Origin of the sequence: Clostridium rhizosphaerae (assembly GCF_016765585.1) — a bacterium.
GTDB lineage: Bacteria > Bacillota > Clostridia > Clostridiales > Clostridiaceae > Clostridium_AT > Clostridium_AT rhizosphaerae.
This window is the reverse complement of the sequence record NZ_JAESWC010000002.1, coordinates 544132-559427: the sequence shown is the minus strand read 5'-3', so window position 1 is coordinate 559427 and position 15296 is coordinate 544132. Positions and strand designations below refer to the sequence as shown.

The 15296-nt window shown below is 32.5% G+C and carries 15 protein-coding genes and 1 riboswitch; of the genes, 9 read left to right on the top strand and 6 right to left on the bottom strand.

The window, feature by feature from the left end:
* The first annotated feature begins 53 nt into the window (after nt 1-53).
* Complete coding sequence (locus JK636_RS05935) at nt 54-1148, top strand: S1C family serine protease (RefSeq protein ID WP_243428164.1); 1095 nt, start codon at nt 54-56, stop codon at nt 1146-1148.
* Between the two features lie 69 nt (nt 1149-1217).
* Nucleotides 1218-1487, top strand: a complete 270-nt coding sequence (locus tag JK636_RS05930; RefSeq protein ID WP_202747898.1) for a hypothetical protein — start codon at nt 1218-1220, stop codon at nt 1485-1487.
* Nucleotides 1488-1838: 351 nt separating this feature from the next.
* On the opposite strand, the gene JK636_RS05925 is transcribed toward JK636_RS05930, so the two are convergent.
* Entirely contained in the window at nt 1839-3425 is a 1587-nt protein-coding gene (locus JK636_RS05925; RefSeq protein ID WP_202748758.1) for an FAD-dependent oxidoreductase, read from the bottom strand.
* A 408-nt stretch (nt 3426-3833) separates the two neighbouring features.
* Here JK636_RS05925 and JK636_RS05920 point away from each other — a divergent pair, with 408 nt between their 5' ends.
* From JK636_RS05920 to JK636_RS05910, 3 genes are read left to right on the top strand one after another with little or no spacing between them, the layout of a single operon-like run.
* Nucleotides 3834-4922, top strand: coding sequence for a polyamine ABC transporter ATP-binding protein (locus tag JK636_RS05920; protein WP_202747897.1), 1089 nt, complete (start codon nt 3834-3836; stop codon nt 4920-4922).
* Entirely contained in the window at nt 4922-5830 is a 909-nt protein-coding gene (locus JK636_RS05915) for an ABC transporter permease (protein ID WP_420839267.1), read from the top strand. Before JK636_RS05920 ends, JK636_RS05915 begins: the two co-directional genes overlap by 1 nt.
* A gap of 3 nt (nt 5831-5833) precedes the next feature.
* Nucleotides 5834-7666: an extracellular solute-binding protein gene (locus JK636_RS05910; protein ID WP_202747895.1), complete on the top strand. Its 1833-nt coding sequence runs from the start codon at nt 5834-5836 to the stop codon at nt 7664-7666.
* A gap of 26 nt (nt 7667-7692) precedes the next feature.
* Here JK636_RS05910 and JK636_RS24000 read toward each other — a convergent pair whose 3' ends face one another.
* Nucleotides 7693-8265 (bottom strand): L,D-transpeptidase family protein, encoded by a 573-nt coding sequence (locus JK636_RS24000; RefSeq protein ID WP_338025754.1) that lies wholly within the window; start codon nt 8263-8265, stop codon nt 7693-7695.
* A 391-nt stretch (nt 8266-8656) separates the two neighbouring features.
* On the opposite strand from JK636_RS24000, the gene JK636_RS05900 reads away from it, so the two are divergent.
* Nucleotides 8657-9235, top strand: coding sequence for a nitroreductase family protein (locus JK636_RS05900; protein ID WP_202747894.1), 579 nt, complete (start codon nt 8657-8659; stop codon nt 9233-9235).
* A gap of 19 nt (nt 9236-9254) precedes the next feature.
* The gene (locus JK636_RS05895) at nt 9255-10025 is read left to right on the top strand and encodes an exodeoxyribonuclease III (protein ID WP_202747893.1); all 771 of its coding nucleotides are present in this window, start codon (nt 9255-9257) and stop codon (nt 10023-10025) included.
* Here JK636_RS05895 and JK636_RS05890 read toward each other — a convergent pair.
* The 4 genes from JK636_RS05890 to JK636_RS05875 form a co-directional block, all read right to left on the bottom strand.
* On the bottom strand, nt 10020-10577 hold the full coding sequence (locus JK636_RS05890) for an ECF transporter S component (RefSeq protein ID WP_202747892.1): 558 nt from the start codon (nt 10575-10577) through the stop codon (nt 10020-10022). The genes JK636_RS05895 and JK636_RS05890 overlap by 6 nt on opposite strands.
* 96 nt (nt 10578-10673) lie before the next feature.
* A complete protein-coding gene (locus JK636_RS05885; RefSeq protein WP_243428124.1) occupies nt 10674-11816 on the bottom strand; it encodes an SH3 domain-containing protein in 1143 nt (380 codons plus the stop codon).
* A gap of 111 nt (nt 11817-11927) precedes the next feature.
* Nucleotides 11928-12698, bottom strand: a complete 771-nt coding sequence (locus JK636_RS05880) for a cell wall hydrolase (RefSeq protein WP_202747891.1) — start codon at nt 12696-12698, stop codon at nt 11928-11930.
* A riboswitch (cyclic di-AMP (ydaO/yuaA leader) is annotated at nt 12697-12823 on the bottom strand. It overlaps the preceding gene by 2 nt.
* 150 nt (nt 12824-12973) lie before the next feature.
* Nucleotides 12974-13576 carry an HAD family hydrolase gene (locus JK636_RS05875; protein WP_202747890.1) on the bottom strand — a complete coding sequence of 201 codons (603 nt, stop codon included), beginning with the start codon at nt 13574-13576 and terminating at the stop codon, nt 12974-12976.
* Between the two features lie 164 nt (nt 13577-13740).
* Here JK636_RS05875 and JK636_RS05870 point away from each other — a divergent pair, with 164 nt between their 5' ends.
* The gene (locus JK636_RS05870) at nt 13741-14349 is read left to right on the top strand and encodes a DUF3793 family protein (protein ID WP_202747889.1); all 609 of its coding nucleotides are present in this window, start codon (nt 13741-13743) and stop codon (nt 14347-14349) included.
* Nucleotides 14350-14479: 130 nt separating this feature from the next.
* Nucleotides 14480-15286 (top strand): TrmB family transcriptional regulator, encoded by an 807-nt coding sequence (locus JK636_RS05865; RefSeq protein ID WP_202747888.1) that lies wholly within the window; start codon nt 14480-14482, stop codon nt 15284-15286.
* Nucleotides 15287-15296: the final 10 nt, after the last annotated feature.

The window sequence follows — 15296 nt, the reverse complement described above, 5'->3', positions numbered from 1 at the left end:
ATACTATTTTAGAAGAAATAAGAGTTTTAAGAATAGGGGTGTAAAATGTGAAAATGCTCGAAGAAAAAAATTATATTATAAGAAAAACTATTAGCTTGGCAGTTGTAATAACATTAATCAGTGTTTGTTTAATGGGATGCAGCAATAGCAATTTGAGTGCTCAGCAAAGCAGATTTGAAAATCAAAACAATACATCAGTGCATCAAGGAACAACCACTTCAATTACTAATACATCAATAACTGCAGCAGCCGAACAGGTAACTCCTGCTGTTGTAGGTATAACAACAACAAGAATTGAAAAGGATCTTTATTCCCAAAACCAGAGAGTACAAGGTGTAGGCTCTGGAGTAATAGTAGATAATAAGGGATACATATTAACTAATAATCATGTAGCCGGAAATGCGGAATCTTTAATGGTATCTCTATATGATGGAAGAAATGTAAGAGGTCAGGCTGTATGGACTGATCCGGTATTAGATCTAGCTATAGTAAAAATAAATGCTGATAATCTCAAAGTAGCTACTCTTGGAGACTCAAAAAACATTAAAGTAGGCCAGAATGCAATAGCTATTGGAAACCCTCTTGGATTAACTTTTCAAAGAACCGTAACAGCAGGCATAATAAGCGCATTAAACAGAACTATTGAAGTTGAAAAAGGAACTTTTATGGAGGATTTAATTCAAACAGATGCTTCAATAAATCCAGGAAACAGCGGCGGACCTCTAATAAATGAAAGAGGCGAGGTAGTGGGGATTAATACAATCAAGGTTACTACTGCTGAAGGCATGGGGTTTGCAGTGCCGGTGAATGTTGTTAAACCTGTTGTAGCAAAAGTAGTTACAGGAGGAAATTATGGTTCGCCGAATATTGGCCTTCAGGCTTTTGATAAGGAATTAGGAAAAATTTTCGATTTTGTTATTGATAAAGGAGTTTATGTATATGACTGCAAAGATGGAGGTTGTTCTCATAATGCAGGAGTTAGAAAAGGAGATACAATACTGTCAGTAGATGGAAAGGCCGTAAACACAGTAGTAGAGCTTAAGGAGGCCTTGAATAGTGCGGGAGCAGGAAAAACAGTGAAACTTAGAGTTAAAAATGGAGATGGAGAAAAAGATGTTCATATAACTCTTGATGGTATGAAGAAATAAATTAAAAAGTGTTTATGAAGTTTTAGTTATGTTTTATAATAGTATTATTATAAAGCATAGGAGGAACACATGATAAAAATCTGGGGAAAAATAATGAAAAATAATAAGATAGTTAAAGATGCTGTAGTGACATCAAACTTAGATGCATCTTACCAAGATAATTTAAAGGCCTGTATAAATGAACTTTGCAACAAGTTTGACATACAAAAGCCTTATTGGCTCCCCACAAATTTAGAGGAGTATAATAAAAGAAATAAGACAATATTTAATTATCACAACTTTATGGAAGAAATTGATTTTGATAGATTTGTAATTGAAGAGCTTGATATTGAAAAATAATGGGTGTTTTAAAACAACTTAAACATATCGCGTGGTATTTGAATTCTAGGAAGCTTTCGCTTTGCAGATAAGACTAATAATTAAAAGATTTATAAATCCTAAATCCTATAAACTCTCTTCGTTCAAACAATATAGGATTCTTAACGGCTTTATAAATCTTTTAATTAAAGTCTTATTACTGCTTGCTCAAATGCTTCTACGTTTTCAAATACCACGCTAAGTTTAGCTATTTTGAGACACACCCTTTATTTATGCAAATTATATACTTATATAGTGATTTACTAATTGAAACTATGTTGTTAAGATTATATCGCGATAAGAAGATATCTTCTTATCGCGATATCTAGTTACTTAAAATATGTTTGGATCTATTTTATTTTTGCCCTTATTATAATAATTTAGTGGATTTAAAGCAGGACCTTCCATAATATCACCTGTATATGTAAATCTTGAACCATGACATGGGCAGTCCCAGGATTTTTCAGCAGAATTCCAATTAAGTTCGCAGCCCATATGTGTACAGGTTGTATCAATAATATGAAGACTCCCTTCTTCATCTCTATAAGCCCCAACTCTATGACCGTCAATTCTAGTAATCTGAGCTTCTCCATTTTTTATATCCAGGTCTTCTGGAAGAGCTTGAAGTTTGCCTTCAAATAGTTCTTTTGCCACATTTAGATTTTGTGTTACAAAAGTTTTAGCAGACGCTGAAGGCGTAAATCTTGAAGGATTATAAACTTCAGTCCATGGATTTTCGCCTTTAATTATAAGATCTCTAATCATAATTGCAGATACGGTACTGTTTGTCATTCCCCATTTTCCAAAGCCTGTAGCAACATATATATTGGGAGTGCGGGAAGTTAAATGTCCTACATATGGAGCACCATCCATAGTGTTATAATCCTGAGCAGACCATCTATAGGGAATATCTATTACATTGTAATTATCTTCTGCAAACTCTTTAAGAATTTTATAATGCTCAAGAAGATTTTCGCCATGTCCAGTTTTGTGATGTTCTCCGCCTATAATTATAAGTTCTCCGCCATTATAGGGCTGAGAGCGTAGTGAACGACTGGGTTCTTCTGCATTAATAAACATTCCTAAAGGAAACTTTTCTTTTGTCCTTGTGCCAATCGCATACGAACGATGGGGATAAATCCTTGTAAAATATAGACCAAGTCCATCATAAAAAGGAAAGTGCGAAGCTACAATCAATCTGTCTGCAGTTACAGTAAAACCTTTATGAGTTTTAATCTTGACTTTTGCACCCTCATCAACATCCACTGCTCTTGTTCCCTCAAATATATAACATCCATCTCCCTGTATTTTGCTTGCCAGATGAAGCAGATATTTTCTTGGATGGAACTGTGCTTGATTATCAAAGCGAACTGCAGCTTTGATTTTAAAAGGAAGAGGAATTTCTTCCTGATAAAAGGCTTTTATTCCAAGCTTCGATGCAATTTCAACTTCAGATTGAATGAGACTTGTGTATTCAGTAGTTTGTGTATATACATAGGATGGCTGAAACGAAAAGTCACAATTAATATTTTCATCTTTAACTAAATCGTGAATAAATTTTATGGCATATTCATTTGCATCAGCATATTGTTTAGCTTTTTCTTCTCCAAATTGAAGCTTAAGCTTATTGTAAATTAATCCATGCTGCGAGGTTATTTTTGCTGTAGTATGTCCGGTTGTATTCATAAGAATCTTATCTGCTTCTAAAATAGCTACCTTAAGACCTTCTTTTTTTAATAAGTATGCCGCGGTTATACCTACCATACCTCCTCCAACAATAACAGTATCAACATTTATGTCTTCATTAAGAGAAGGAAAATTAGTAGTTGGGGTTGAGTCAATCCAGTAAGACAATGGATCGTTTACTAAATTATTAATATTTGAAGTAGTATCCAGCACAATAAGAGCCTCCTTTTGCATTTTGTATTTATGATTTACTACTTTCTCTATAATATGCATTATGTTGTAACGTGAGCATAATTATACATAAACAAATTTGAGTAAGGGTGCATTAAATACCATAGGACAACAAGTTGCGCTTTTGCTTTTTTATGAAAACGTTTATATTGTTCAAGTATAAGTAATCCGTTGAAAATGCTTGAACTGGCGCATATAGTATTCTAAATTTGTTAATAAAATAATTAGCAAAAATGTCTAAAAAATGTTTGTAATTACAATACAATTGTGCTATATTAAATTTGGTTATAATTATGCGTGAAATCTGCATCATTATAATCGCCTAATTAATAAAATCTTCTATGCTGGTACAAGACTAGTGGAAGGTTTTTTTATTTTGAATAAATTATTTAAAAAAGGAGTTGTTAAGGTGTGACAGGGAATGCTTTTATTCAGTTGTCAAATGTTTACAAAAAGTATGATGGGGCAGAGGGTGCAGTTATAAGTGATTTGTCCCTAAATGTTAAAAAAGGTGAATTTTTAACATTACTCGGACCTAGCGGATGTGGAAAGACTACTACTCTTCGTATGATTGCCGGTTTTGAGCAGCTTACAAGCGGTAGTGTCATCATCGATGGTGAAGATGTAACGAATATGTCACCACATGAAAGGTGCGTTAATACAGTATTTCAAAACTACGCACTATTTCCTCATATGAATATTTTCGACAATATTGCATTTGGATTAAAAATGAAAAAGGTTTCTAATAGTGAGATTAAAGCAAGAGTTTCTGAAATGTTGAAAATGATTCAATTGGAAGGTTATGAAAAGAGAATGCCTTCTAGTCTGAGCGGAGGCCAGATGCAGCGTGTGGCTATAGCAAGAGCAGTAGTAAATAATCCAAAAGTTTTGCTCTTAGATGAGCCGCTGGGCGCCCTTGATCTAAAACTTCGTAAGCAGATGCAATTGGAATTAAAGCATCTCCAGAAAAGGCTTGGGATAACTTTTATATTTGTTACCCATGACCAAGAAGAAGCCCTTACAATGTCAGATAGAATTGTTGTTATGAAAGATGGAGTTATAGAACAGCTTGGAACTCCCGATGAAATTTATGAGAGACCTGTATCAAAATTTGTAGCAGACTTCATAGGAGATACTAACCTGCTTGAAGGAAGAATAGAAGATGTATTCAGTAATGAAGCTTTGCTTCATATTAATGGGGAAGAAGAACTAATTAAGGTTAGTGCAAAAAACCTATTGGCAGGAGAGCAAATTTTTGCAGCCTTAAGGCCTGAAAGAATTAAAATTAAAAAAACGCCAGAGAATGAAGACATTTATCTAAAAGCAAATTTAAAAGATAGAATATACACAGGAATTTACTACAAGACAATTTTAGAGCTTAATAGTGGAAATGTTATAATTGTAAATGAGCCAATTAGTGAAAGTTATAATTTTTCAAATGACGAAGGGCAAGTATATTTAACTTGGAAAACTGAGAATTTGGTGGTGATGAAATCATGATGCTGCAAAATAAAGCATTAAGTATAAACAAACCACTGATTAAGGAAAAAACTCTTTTAAGAAAAAATTCAGGCATATTTGCCTCATTGGCTCCAATTGTCTTATGGATGACAGCTTTTTTTGTTCTGCCTGTTTTGTATATAGTAGTAGTAAGCTTTTGCAGCAGGGGAGAAACTGGAGACTTAGTATATAAATTTACTTTAACAAACTATAAAAGTTTATTAAATCCTCTTTATGCTAAAATATTTTTTAACTCTCTAGTAATTTCTGTTTTTACTACAGCACTTTGCTTGATTTTTGGATATCCTTTTGCCTATATAATTGCTAGATCAGGAAAGAAATACAAGCCTCTGCTTTTGCTATTAATTATACTTCCATTCTTTACTAACTCTTTAGTAAGGACTTATGCTATGATTATTCTTTTAAGAAGCGAAGGTATAATTAATTCTTATTTATTAAAGCTTCACTTGATTAAAGAGCCTTTGAAGCTTTTATATAACAATGTTTCCGTTATGATTGGAATGCTGTATATGATGTTTCCTTTTATGATACTTCCTTTATATGCTTCTATTGAAAAACTTGATAAAAGACTTATTGAGGCGGCATCGGACTTAGGGGCCTCTCCTATAAGAACCTTTATAAAGATTACTTTACCTCTTACAAAAAGCGGAATAGTGTCAGGCTCAATGCTTGTATTTGTTCCTACATTAGGTCTTTTCTTTATAACCGATTTAATGGGAGGAAGTAAAGTTGTTTTAATGAGTAATCTTATAAAAAATCAATTTTTAACTGCAAGAAATTGGCCTTTAGGTTCGGCTATAGCAGTTGTTTTGATAACAATTATGGCTCTATTGATAGCTTTTTCTTCAAAACATGGTTCTAAAAAAGAGAATATGGGGGTGTTTTAGTAGATGAAAAAGAAGAGTTTTCTGGCAAAACTATATAGCTTTTTAATTTACATGTTCCTCTATATTCCAATAATTATATTAATAGCATTTTCTTTCAATGACTCAAAGCTTAATGCTGTATGGACAGGGTTTACTTTTAAGTGGTACAAGAGTTTAGTTCACAATGCCGGAATTCTTGGTGCAGTGAAAAATAGTTTAATCATAGCTGTGGCTAGCACTATTATTTCTGTAATGATTGGTACTTTAGCTGCTGTGGGAATGTATAAGTATAACTTTAAAGGTAAGAACATAATGGATGGAATTCTATATATTCCATTAGTTATACCTGAAATAGTGATGGGAATATCTCTTTTAGCATTTTTCTCAATAGTAAAGGTCCCAATGGGAATGGTGTCTTTAATTATAGCGCATGTTACTTTTAGTGTTTCTTATGTTATTGCAGTTGTACGGGCAAGGCTTGATGGATTTGATAAATCTGTTGAGGAAGCTGCTATGGATTTAGGTGCAACTCCAGTTCAAACATTTTTAAAGGTTACTTTGCCTATTATTATGCCTGGAGTAATAGCAGGAGGCCTTCTTGCTTTTACTCTATCATTAGATGATATGATAATAAGCTTCTTTACTGCAGGACCTAACAGCACTACTTTGCCGCTAAAAGTATTTTCAATGGTTAAGTTTGGAGTAACTCCAGAGATAAATGCACTTTCAACTTTAATAATTTTATTTACTATAGTAGTTGTAAGTTTTGCATTAATTCTTAGAAAGTCTAACATTAATATGAAAAAAGCAGGTGCAGTTTTTATAGTAATTGCTATCTGCATAACAAGCATCAGCGGAGGAATGTGGGTACTTGCAAAACAGTCTGAGGGAGCGAAGCAGGAACTTAGTATATTTAACTGGTCAGAATATCTGCCTCAATCTGTAATTGATAAATTTGAACAAACCTACAACATTAAAGTTAACTATAGTACTTTTTCATCTAATGAAGAAATGCTTGCTAAAATAATGGCTGGAGGTTCACAGTATGATTTAACTGTTGCCAGTGATTATATGGTAGAGATAATGAGAAAGCAGAATTTGCTGAAGGAGATAAATAAGGATAGCCTGACTAATATCAATAATATGGGCAAACAGTTTATGAACCAATCTTTTGACCCCGGAAATAAGTACAGCATACCCTATATGTGGACTGCAGGAATAATTGCAGTTGATGGTTCAAAGGTTAAAGATGGAGATGTTACCTCCTACGCAGATTTATGGAAACCTGAATTTAAGGGCTCTATAGCATTATTAGATGATGAAAGAATAATAATAGGTATGGCACTTAAAAAACTCGGGTACTCAATGAATGAAGTTGATGAAAAGGCCTTGGCACGAGCCAAAGAGGAGCTTAAGAAGCTTCAGCCTAATGTAAAGGCCTATGACAGTGACAGCCCTAAAACTATGCTTATAAATGGTGAAGCAAAGATGATTTTTGCCTGGGGAGCAGAGGGAAGTCTTGCAGGTAGAGAAAATAAGAATGTTAAGATGGTAATACCTAAAGAGGGTTTATTTCTTCAACAGGATAATTTCGTGATTCCTAAAGGTGCTAAAAATGTGAGAGCTGCTGAATTATTTATGAACTTTATTATGGAGCCTGAAATAAGCGCAGAAATATCTGAAGCGTATCCTTATGGGAATCCAAATACAGCAGCTTATCAATATATAGATAAGAAAATTTTAGATGATAAGGGGATTTATCCGCCTGAAGAAGAAGTAAAAAAAGGAGAGCATTTAAAAGATATCGGTGACTCAATCAAGCTTTATGATGATATATGGTCAGAGGTTAAACAATAAAAAAAGCCCGGAATTTCCGGGCTTTTTTATTCGAAAGGTTTCATCTGCATTGCATTGTAAAATTCCTTGTCAATAGTATGAGTTATTTTTAAATTATTATCTTTTCTAAATTTAATTACCTGTGCCTTCATTCCTTCCCCATATCTTCCATCTAATGGCCCACTATAATAACCCTTATCTTTAAGTCGCCTTTGAACTTCATATACATCTGAACCTGTATTTCCAGGATCTAAAACTCTGAATTCATTTACAAACATATTATATGGACCTCCGTATATACATACAGGGGTACCATACCCTACAAGCTTATAAAGATCTTCGACATCCATATTTAACATTCGTATGCATCCAAGTGAAACATGACCACCGATAGATAAGGGTTTATTTGTTCCATGAATACCGTATCTCCCCCAAGGCACATTGAGGCCCATCCAGCGTGTGCCAAAACCAGCACTCCACTCGCCTTTACTAATAATTGTGAAGGTTCCTAAAGGGGAAGGTGTTGTAGGCTTTCCGCCGGCTATTGGATAATTTTTTATAATCTTGTTATTTAATTGATCAATCAAGTATAATCTGTTATCGACTAAATCAACTAGTATACTATAATTTTTATTATGTTTAGAATTATGATCATATAAATTTTCGGCTTTTACAATATTACAAAAAGGGTGTATTATAAAAAATAAAAAGAATATAATGGTAATTAGGTATATGCGTTTTATAATAATGCCTCCTTCACAAAAGATAAATACTGATTATATACAATGCAAAAGTACTATTATATTCATGATGTCCTCAAAACTCATAAAAATTAGAGATTTTGTGATATCATGAATATAAGAATTTTATTGCATTATGTTTACTTACTTGATTATTATTTGATTAATAAAATAAAATATGTGATTTTCATAAATAATAAAAGCATAAAAATCAATATAAAGATAATATCTTGGTAAAGGTTCAATAGCTTTTAATGAAAGGATGATATAGATGAATGTATTAAATGCAATAAAAACCAGAAGGTCTATAGGAAAGGTGAAAAGCGATGAAATACCAAAAGAATTAATAGAGCAAATAATCGATGCTGGAACATGGGCACCAAACAGATATTTAACTCAGCCTTGGAGATTTTTTGTTATTGCAGGAGATGGAAGGAAGGCTCTTTCAAGGGTAATGGAAGATATAGCTTTAGATATGGGGGTTAGTGCAGATACAGAAGAGGGGAAGAAAAAGCTTGAAAAAGAAAAAAGTAAACCTTTTAGAGCACCTATAATAATTGCAGTAGCAGCAGAAGTAACTGAAAACGAGAAAGTAATCAGATTAGAAGAATTAGGAGCGGTTTATGCTGCTGTTCAGAACATGCTTTTAGCAGCTCATGAATTAGGTTTAGCAGCTTATTGGAAAACAGGCAAAGCTTGCTACCACGTAAAAATGAAAGAGTTTTTTGGACTTAAGGAAAAAGATGAAGTATTAGCATTGATATATTTAGGGTATCCTGATATGGAAAAACACGGGGCTGTAAGAAAGCCATCATCAGAGCTTACAAAGTGGATTACAACAGATAATTAATAGTAAAGGAAGAAATAAAATGAGAATTTATTCATGGAATGTTAATGGACTTAGAGCAGTAATGAAAAAAGGTTTTTTAGAGTGGATAAAGGCAGACAATCCAGATATATTATGTATACAGGAGACTAAGCTTCAAGAGGATAAGCTTGAGGACAGTTTTACAAATATCGAGGGTTATTACTCTTACTTTAGCTTTGCAGAGAAAAAAGGCTACAGCGGTGTAGCAACCTATACAAAGATGAAACCACTAAGTGTAAAGCACGGAATAGGCATTGAGAAGTTTGATAGTGAAGGAAGGATTCTTGAAACAGAATTTGAGACTTTTACTTTGCTTAATATATATTTTCCAAACGGTCAAATGAATGAAGATAGACTTAGCTATAAAATGGAATTTTATGATGCCTTGTTAGAATACTGCAATTCACTTGTAAGTGAAGGGAAAAAACTCATAATTTGCGGTGATTACAACACTGCTCATACCGAGATGGATATTAAAAATGCTAAGGCAAATGAAAAAAACTCAGGTTTTCTTCCGGTTGAAAGAGCATGGCTGGATAAGTTTATTAAAATCGGCTATACTGACAGCTTCAGATATATTAATCCAGATAAAATACAATATTCCTGGTGGAGCTATATGTTTAAGGCTAGAGAAAGAAATGTAGGGTGGAGAATTGATTACCATTTTGTCTCTAACAATTTGCTGCCATATGTTAGTGATGCAAAGATTTTAAATGAAGTTACCGGATCAGACCACTGTCCCGTAGTTATAGAAATAAAAGATCAGCTATAGTGCTGATCTTGTTTCATTTGTAAGCTTTATTCGTTTAAAGATTATTTCAATAAGTACCAATGCCAGCAAGCCTCCTAATAATGCAGTAACAAGCTGAGCTGCTCCCATAGCAACAGATAATGCTTGTGCAACTTTTTTAGGAAAATTCATGTTTAAAGCATAAATTATCTTATTTGCAGATAAGTATAGGAAGCCGAATTTTAGTATAGCACCAATAATAATACCGGCATACTTTCCAAAGGGTTCTTTCTTATATATAATTCCAAAGGCAATAACAAAAATAGCATTACCAAGCATTATAAATGGTATAAAGGGTGTCATTGCAGGCTTTAGCTGACCTACAAGCAAGGCTGTCCAAGGTGTTAGTACACCAACAGCTGCTCCGTAAAAGGTTCCGCTTACAAATACAGTAATCAATAAAGCAGCGTTAACCACTGAGCCAACAATATATTGGTTTATGCCTGGTATTCTGCTGCCAATAATCTGAAAAACTATAACAACAGCTAATAAAAGAGAGCTTTGAACTAATTTTTTTACATCTCTGTTTTTCATGTTAATCATCCCCATAATTACAAATTTAATAAAATTATTCTATTTAATATTAGCATTTGTAAAAGAAAATGTACAGCCTATTGGCTGTACACTGTATTAATATATATATTTTACATAATCATTAGATACCCATCCCTGATTTCCATTGATACTTATTTTAAACCAATCAGGATTTGAAGTGGAATCTATTACCTCAGCATATTGATTATTGCTTAAAGTGCTGATTATTGATGCTGAAGTTGATGGATTAACTCTTATATTAAGCATATAAGCATTATAAAGCTCAATGTACTTACGAGAAGAAATTGTTGTGGTTAGATTTTGAGATACCCATCCTGTCTGTCCGTTATAAGAAACTTGATACCAGCCATTTAAATTTTGCAATACTTTAACAACAGTATCTTTAGGAATTCTTCCAATAATATTTGAAGCTGTTGAAGCATTTGCTCTAAAGTTAGCATAGTAGTTTACATTAGCTATTTTTATAAAATTTATAGTCTGACTGGTTGATGGAGAAGCTTCTGAAGTATTCTCAATAATGTTAACATATCTTCCAGGAATATATCCGTTATTTATATCATCCATTGTTACAAAGTAATTCTTTGTGCCCTGTATACCTCCAAAGACTTGATCCCAAGTAGATTCGTAGGTAAAGGCACCTTGTATTCCATTTAAAGTTCCCCATTTGTCAAAAATTAAAACGTGATCTCCAGGTCTATCAAGAATATCCATATGCTTTAAATCACTTAAACTTATTTTCTTGAAATAGGTGTCAAACATAGAGTAGGTTGATAATTTTGTACCAGGTATATTATAAGAAGCTTGTACAAATCCGGAACAGTCAATTCCTGCGGTTCCCGGGATAAGTCCATAACCAGCATCCGTATTAACATTTCCTATAAAAGCGCCTTTGTTTACTGCATCTGAAAAATTTGTCCAAGGAGTATTGTATGAACTAGAATCAAGACTATCATGCCCACCCCAATTATATGGAATTCCAGTCATTAATCCGTTAGATATTCCATTCATCTGATTAGGCTGAGTTACATAAGGGACATAAGCTGTGCTTAAATTTGAATTCTTATTTCTGTCATAGTTCCAAGTAAGGTTTATCATTTGAAGTGCTCTGTTTTCTGCCTGCGCTCTACTTATAGAAGGGATTTCAGCTGCGCTGGCATAGTACTTAGGAACTAATATTAAAGCAGATAAAATTATAATTGAAGTAACGAAAGATTTCAATCTTTTTACAATAATCACTCCTATAAATTAAATTTTTAAAATTATATATTTTATTAGTGCTAAAGATAGGTAGAAGGTTATCTGTAAAAACAAATAACCTTCTAAACACAATTAGTATGAAAAAACCATATTATCTACTCTTAGTGCTACTGGCTTTGACCAAAGCCAAGTATTTTTAGTGCTATCATCAAAGTAGAACTGAGCTCCATTTGTTGGGTCATAACCATTTAATGCATCAAGAGCAGCTTGTCTATCTTCTGAAGTTGCAGCTTGATTTATCATTCCGTTTAAAACCGGTGAAAATTGATAATAACCATTTATTCTTTGGTAAATTACATCTCTTATGGTATTTGGCCAAGCAGAGCTTTGAACTCTATTAACAACTACAGCTGCAACTGCAGCCTTAGCCTTATAAGGTTCACCTTGAGCTTCAGCATGTACTAATCTGGCCAAAAGGTCTAAATCGCTATCTGTGTATGGTATTACGCCATAATGAGTTTGAGAAGTAGAATTAACAGAATAGCTTGTACCAGGTATTATCAGTTTTTGACCTGGGTATATATAATCGGTCCAATAATTATTGGCTTTTCTTAAAAAATTTAGTGAAATACCATTATTTTTAGCTATCAGATAAAGAGTATCACCAGATTTTACAGTATAATCCTTAGCTCGAACGTTCAATACTTGTCCAGGATAAATTATGTCGCTAGACAACCTATTATCTCCTTTTAAAGTATAAGTATTTGTATTGAAAAGTTTACCTACTGTATATAGTGAATCGCCTGATGAAACTGTATAATCGGCTGCTTTAGCTGAATGAGCTGAGAAAAGAGTTATGGCTGCTGTAAATAATAATACTTTAAGATTCTTTGAATTTATCATGTCTTCCTCCTTTTGCCTCCGAGGTTAGTTGACGGGTTAGGGTAAGAGGTACCCTTCTTTAAAATAAGATTCACCCCAATGGATATCCCCCGTACTCCTTTATGGAGATTCGGCTTTTCATTACATTAACAATTGTAACAGACACAATTGGACAAATCTATACTAAATATGTGGCATCGCAGTAATATAAATAGCAGAATTTCAAATATATAGATATTTATATAATAAATAAGGCTGCATATATAATTTCATATGCAGCATAAAGAACTATTAAGTTAAAGTAGATTTAAGCTTTTTAAGTCATCTTTTAACTGGTTGGAATTTTTAAAGTGGATAGTTGCTATATCAATAGATTTTGCAGCTTCAATATTTGCAAGAGTATCATCGATAAATATGCTTTCAGAAGCTTTTAGTGAATACTTATCTAATAAATGATTATAAATTTCCTTGTTAGGTTTTAATAAATTTATATGCGAAGATATAACAATCCCATTAGCGAGCTTTAAAAATTTGTACTTGCTGTAAACTTGATTGAAAGCATTATAGTGAAAGTTAGAAAGCAGATAAATTTTATAATTACTCTTCTTTAAAGTTTCAAGAACTTCCACAGTTCCTTCTATTGGGCTTAAGATATCAGTCCAGTTACTCATTATCTGCATTATTTCTTTATTATAGTTAGGATTTCTTTTACAGAATATATTAACAGCATCAATATCATTAATACTGCCTTCATCAAGACCTATCCATTCCTTGCTGCAAAATATCTCCTCATATAGTAACTTAGATAAATTGCTATCAGAATATAAATTATTTAGATATATAAAAGGTTCAAAATCCAGCAATACTCGTCCTATATCAAATATAACATTTTTAATCATATACAACCTCCAGATAAAAAATAGTAGAGCATTTTAATCCTACAATAAAATAGGGATTTGTACAATAAGTAATGCTATTGAATTTATAACTATACCACGGGAATACTATAAAAAATTATGTCAGTGGTTTAAGGCTGATTAGTAATTCGATGAGGTGAAGAATAATGAACGCACTAGTAAATGAATTTATGGATAAGATGAATAACTTAGATCAAAAAGAATATTTGTATGATATTATTACATATGGTATGGCACCAACAATTTCAGGAGACAAATGTGCAACTTTAATAAATTTATCTAATAAATATATGAACAGTTATAGTTTATGGAAGGAAAACAAAAAAGAATTTATTAAAAATATTCCCTTAAAATACTATGAATTAAATATTACATATGAAAATTATACTGTTTTATTTTATGATGCACAACTTTTAGAGAATGTACTTTGTGAAGATAAGAGTATAAAGTTCTTAGAAGGAGAGGGGTATCAGGATAAAGGATCCGTTGATAATTTACTGAATACATTAAGAAAAAACTATGGAGAAGGCTGCCCGTATGAGATTGGTTTGTTTTTAGGAATACCACTACATGATGTATTAGGCTTTAGAAAGAATTCTGGTAAAAACTATTTATACAGTGGATATTGGAAGGTATATGAAGATGTTAAGGGAGCCAAAATGATATTTCATAAATATGATAGTGTAAAAAAAAGAGTTATGAAGGCGGTATCAGATGGAAAAAGTTATAAGGATATAATAGATATTTTAAATTAGATATAGTAAAGGGGCTGTTTTGATACAGCCCCTTTATATTATATAAATTTTATTGTATACAATAGCAAAATTGACTTCACCTTGACGGTGTTGTACAATTAATACAACAAAACATGGAGGGAGTTTTAATATGGATAAAGTACTGGAGAGCCTGCAAAACTTTAACTTTACAAGGATTGAGGCAGAAGTTTTCATATGCCTTTTAAAATATGGACAGCTCAATGGATCACAGATTTCAAAATACTTAAGTATATCGAGAACTTCTGTTTATGCAGCTCTTGAAAGTTTGTACAATAAAGGGCACGTATTTATGTTGTCTGGTGAACCTACAATCTATAAAGTTGAAGAGCCAAAACAGCTTATTGAAAAAATAAAAAAAAGTTATTCAAGTTCTATAGATTATTTGGATAAATATTTATCCAGTTTTGAAAGCAAAGGTTCAGAAGAACAGTATTGGAATATTAAAGGCTTTGATAATTTTATTAATAATACTAAGAGGCTGCTGCTTAGTGCTGAAAAGGAAGTTTATATCTCTACTAATTTTCAAATACAGTTATTTAAAGATGAGTTAATAACTTTATCTGAAAAGGGTGTAAGAATAATATTATTTTCCTTTGAACCTTTGGATATGTCCGGAATTAAAGCTGAATATTATCATCATGAATCAAAGACCATTTACTGTGGTGATAAAAGATTGATGATGGTAGTAGATAACAAACAGGCATTTATTGCAAATGAGAATAAAAATAAAGAGATATTTGGAACATTTACTGGTAATTCTCTTATGGCTTCTATTATATCTGAGCATATACATCACGATATATATCTTTTAAACTTGAAAAACAAATATAGCAGAAATCTGGTTACTGAGGATATATTGATAGGAAGTTCTTTTGAAAAAAGCTCAGAAGTTTGCAGCGGAAACATTAACAAATAATATAGGTATA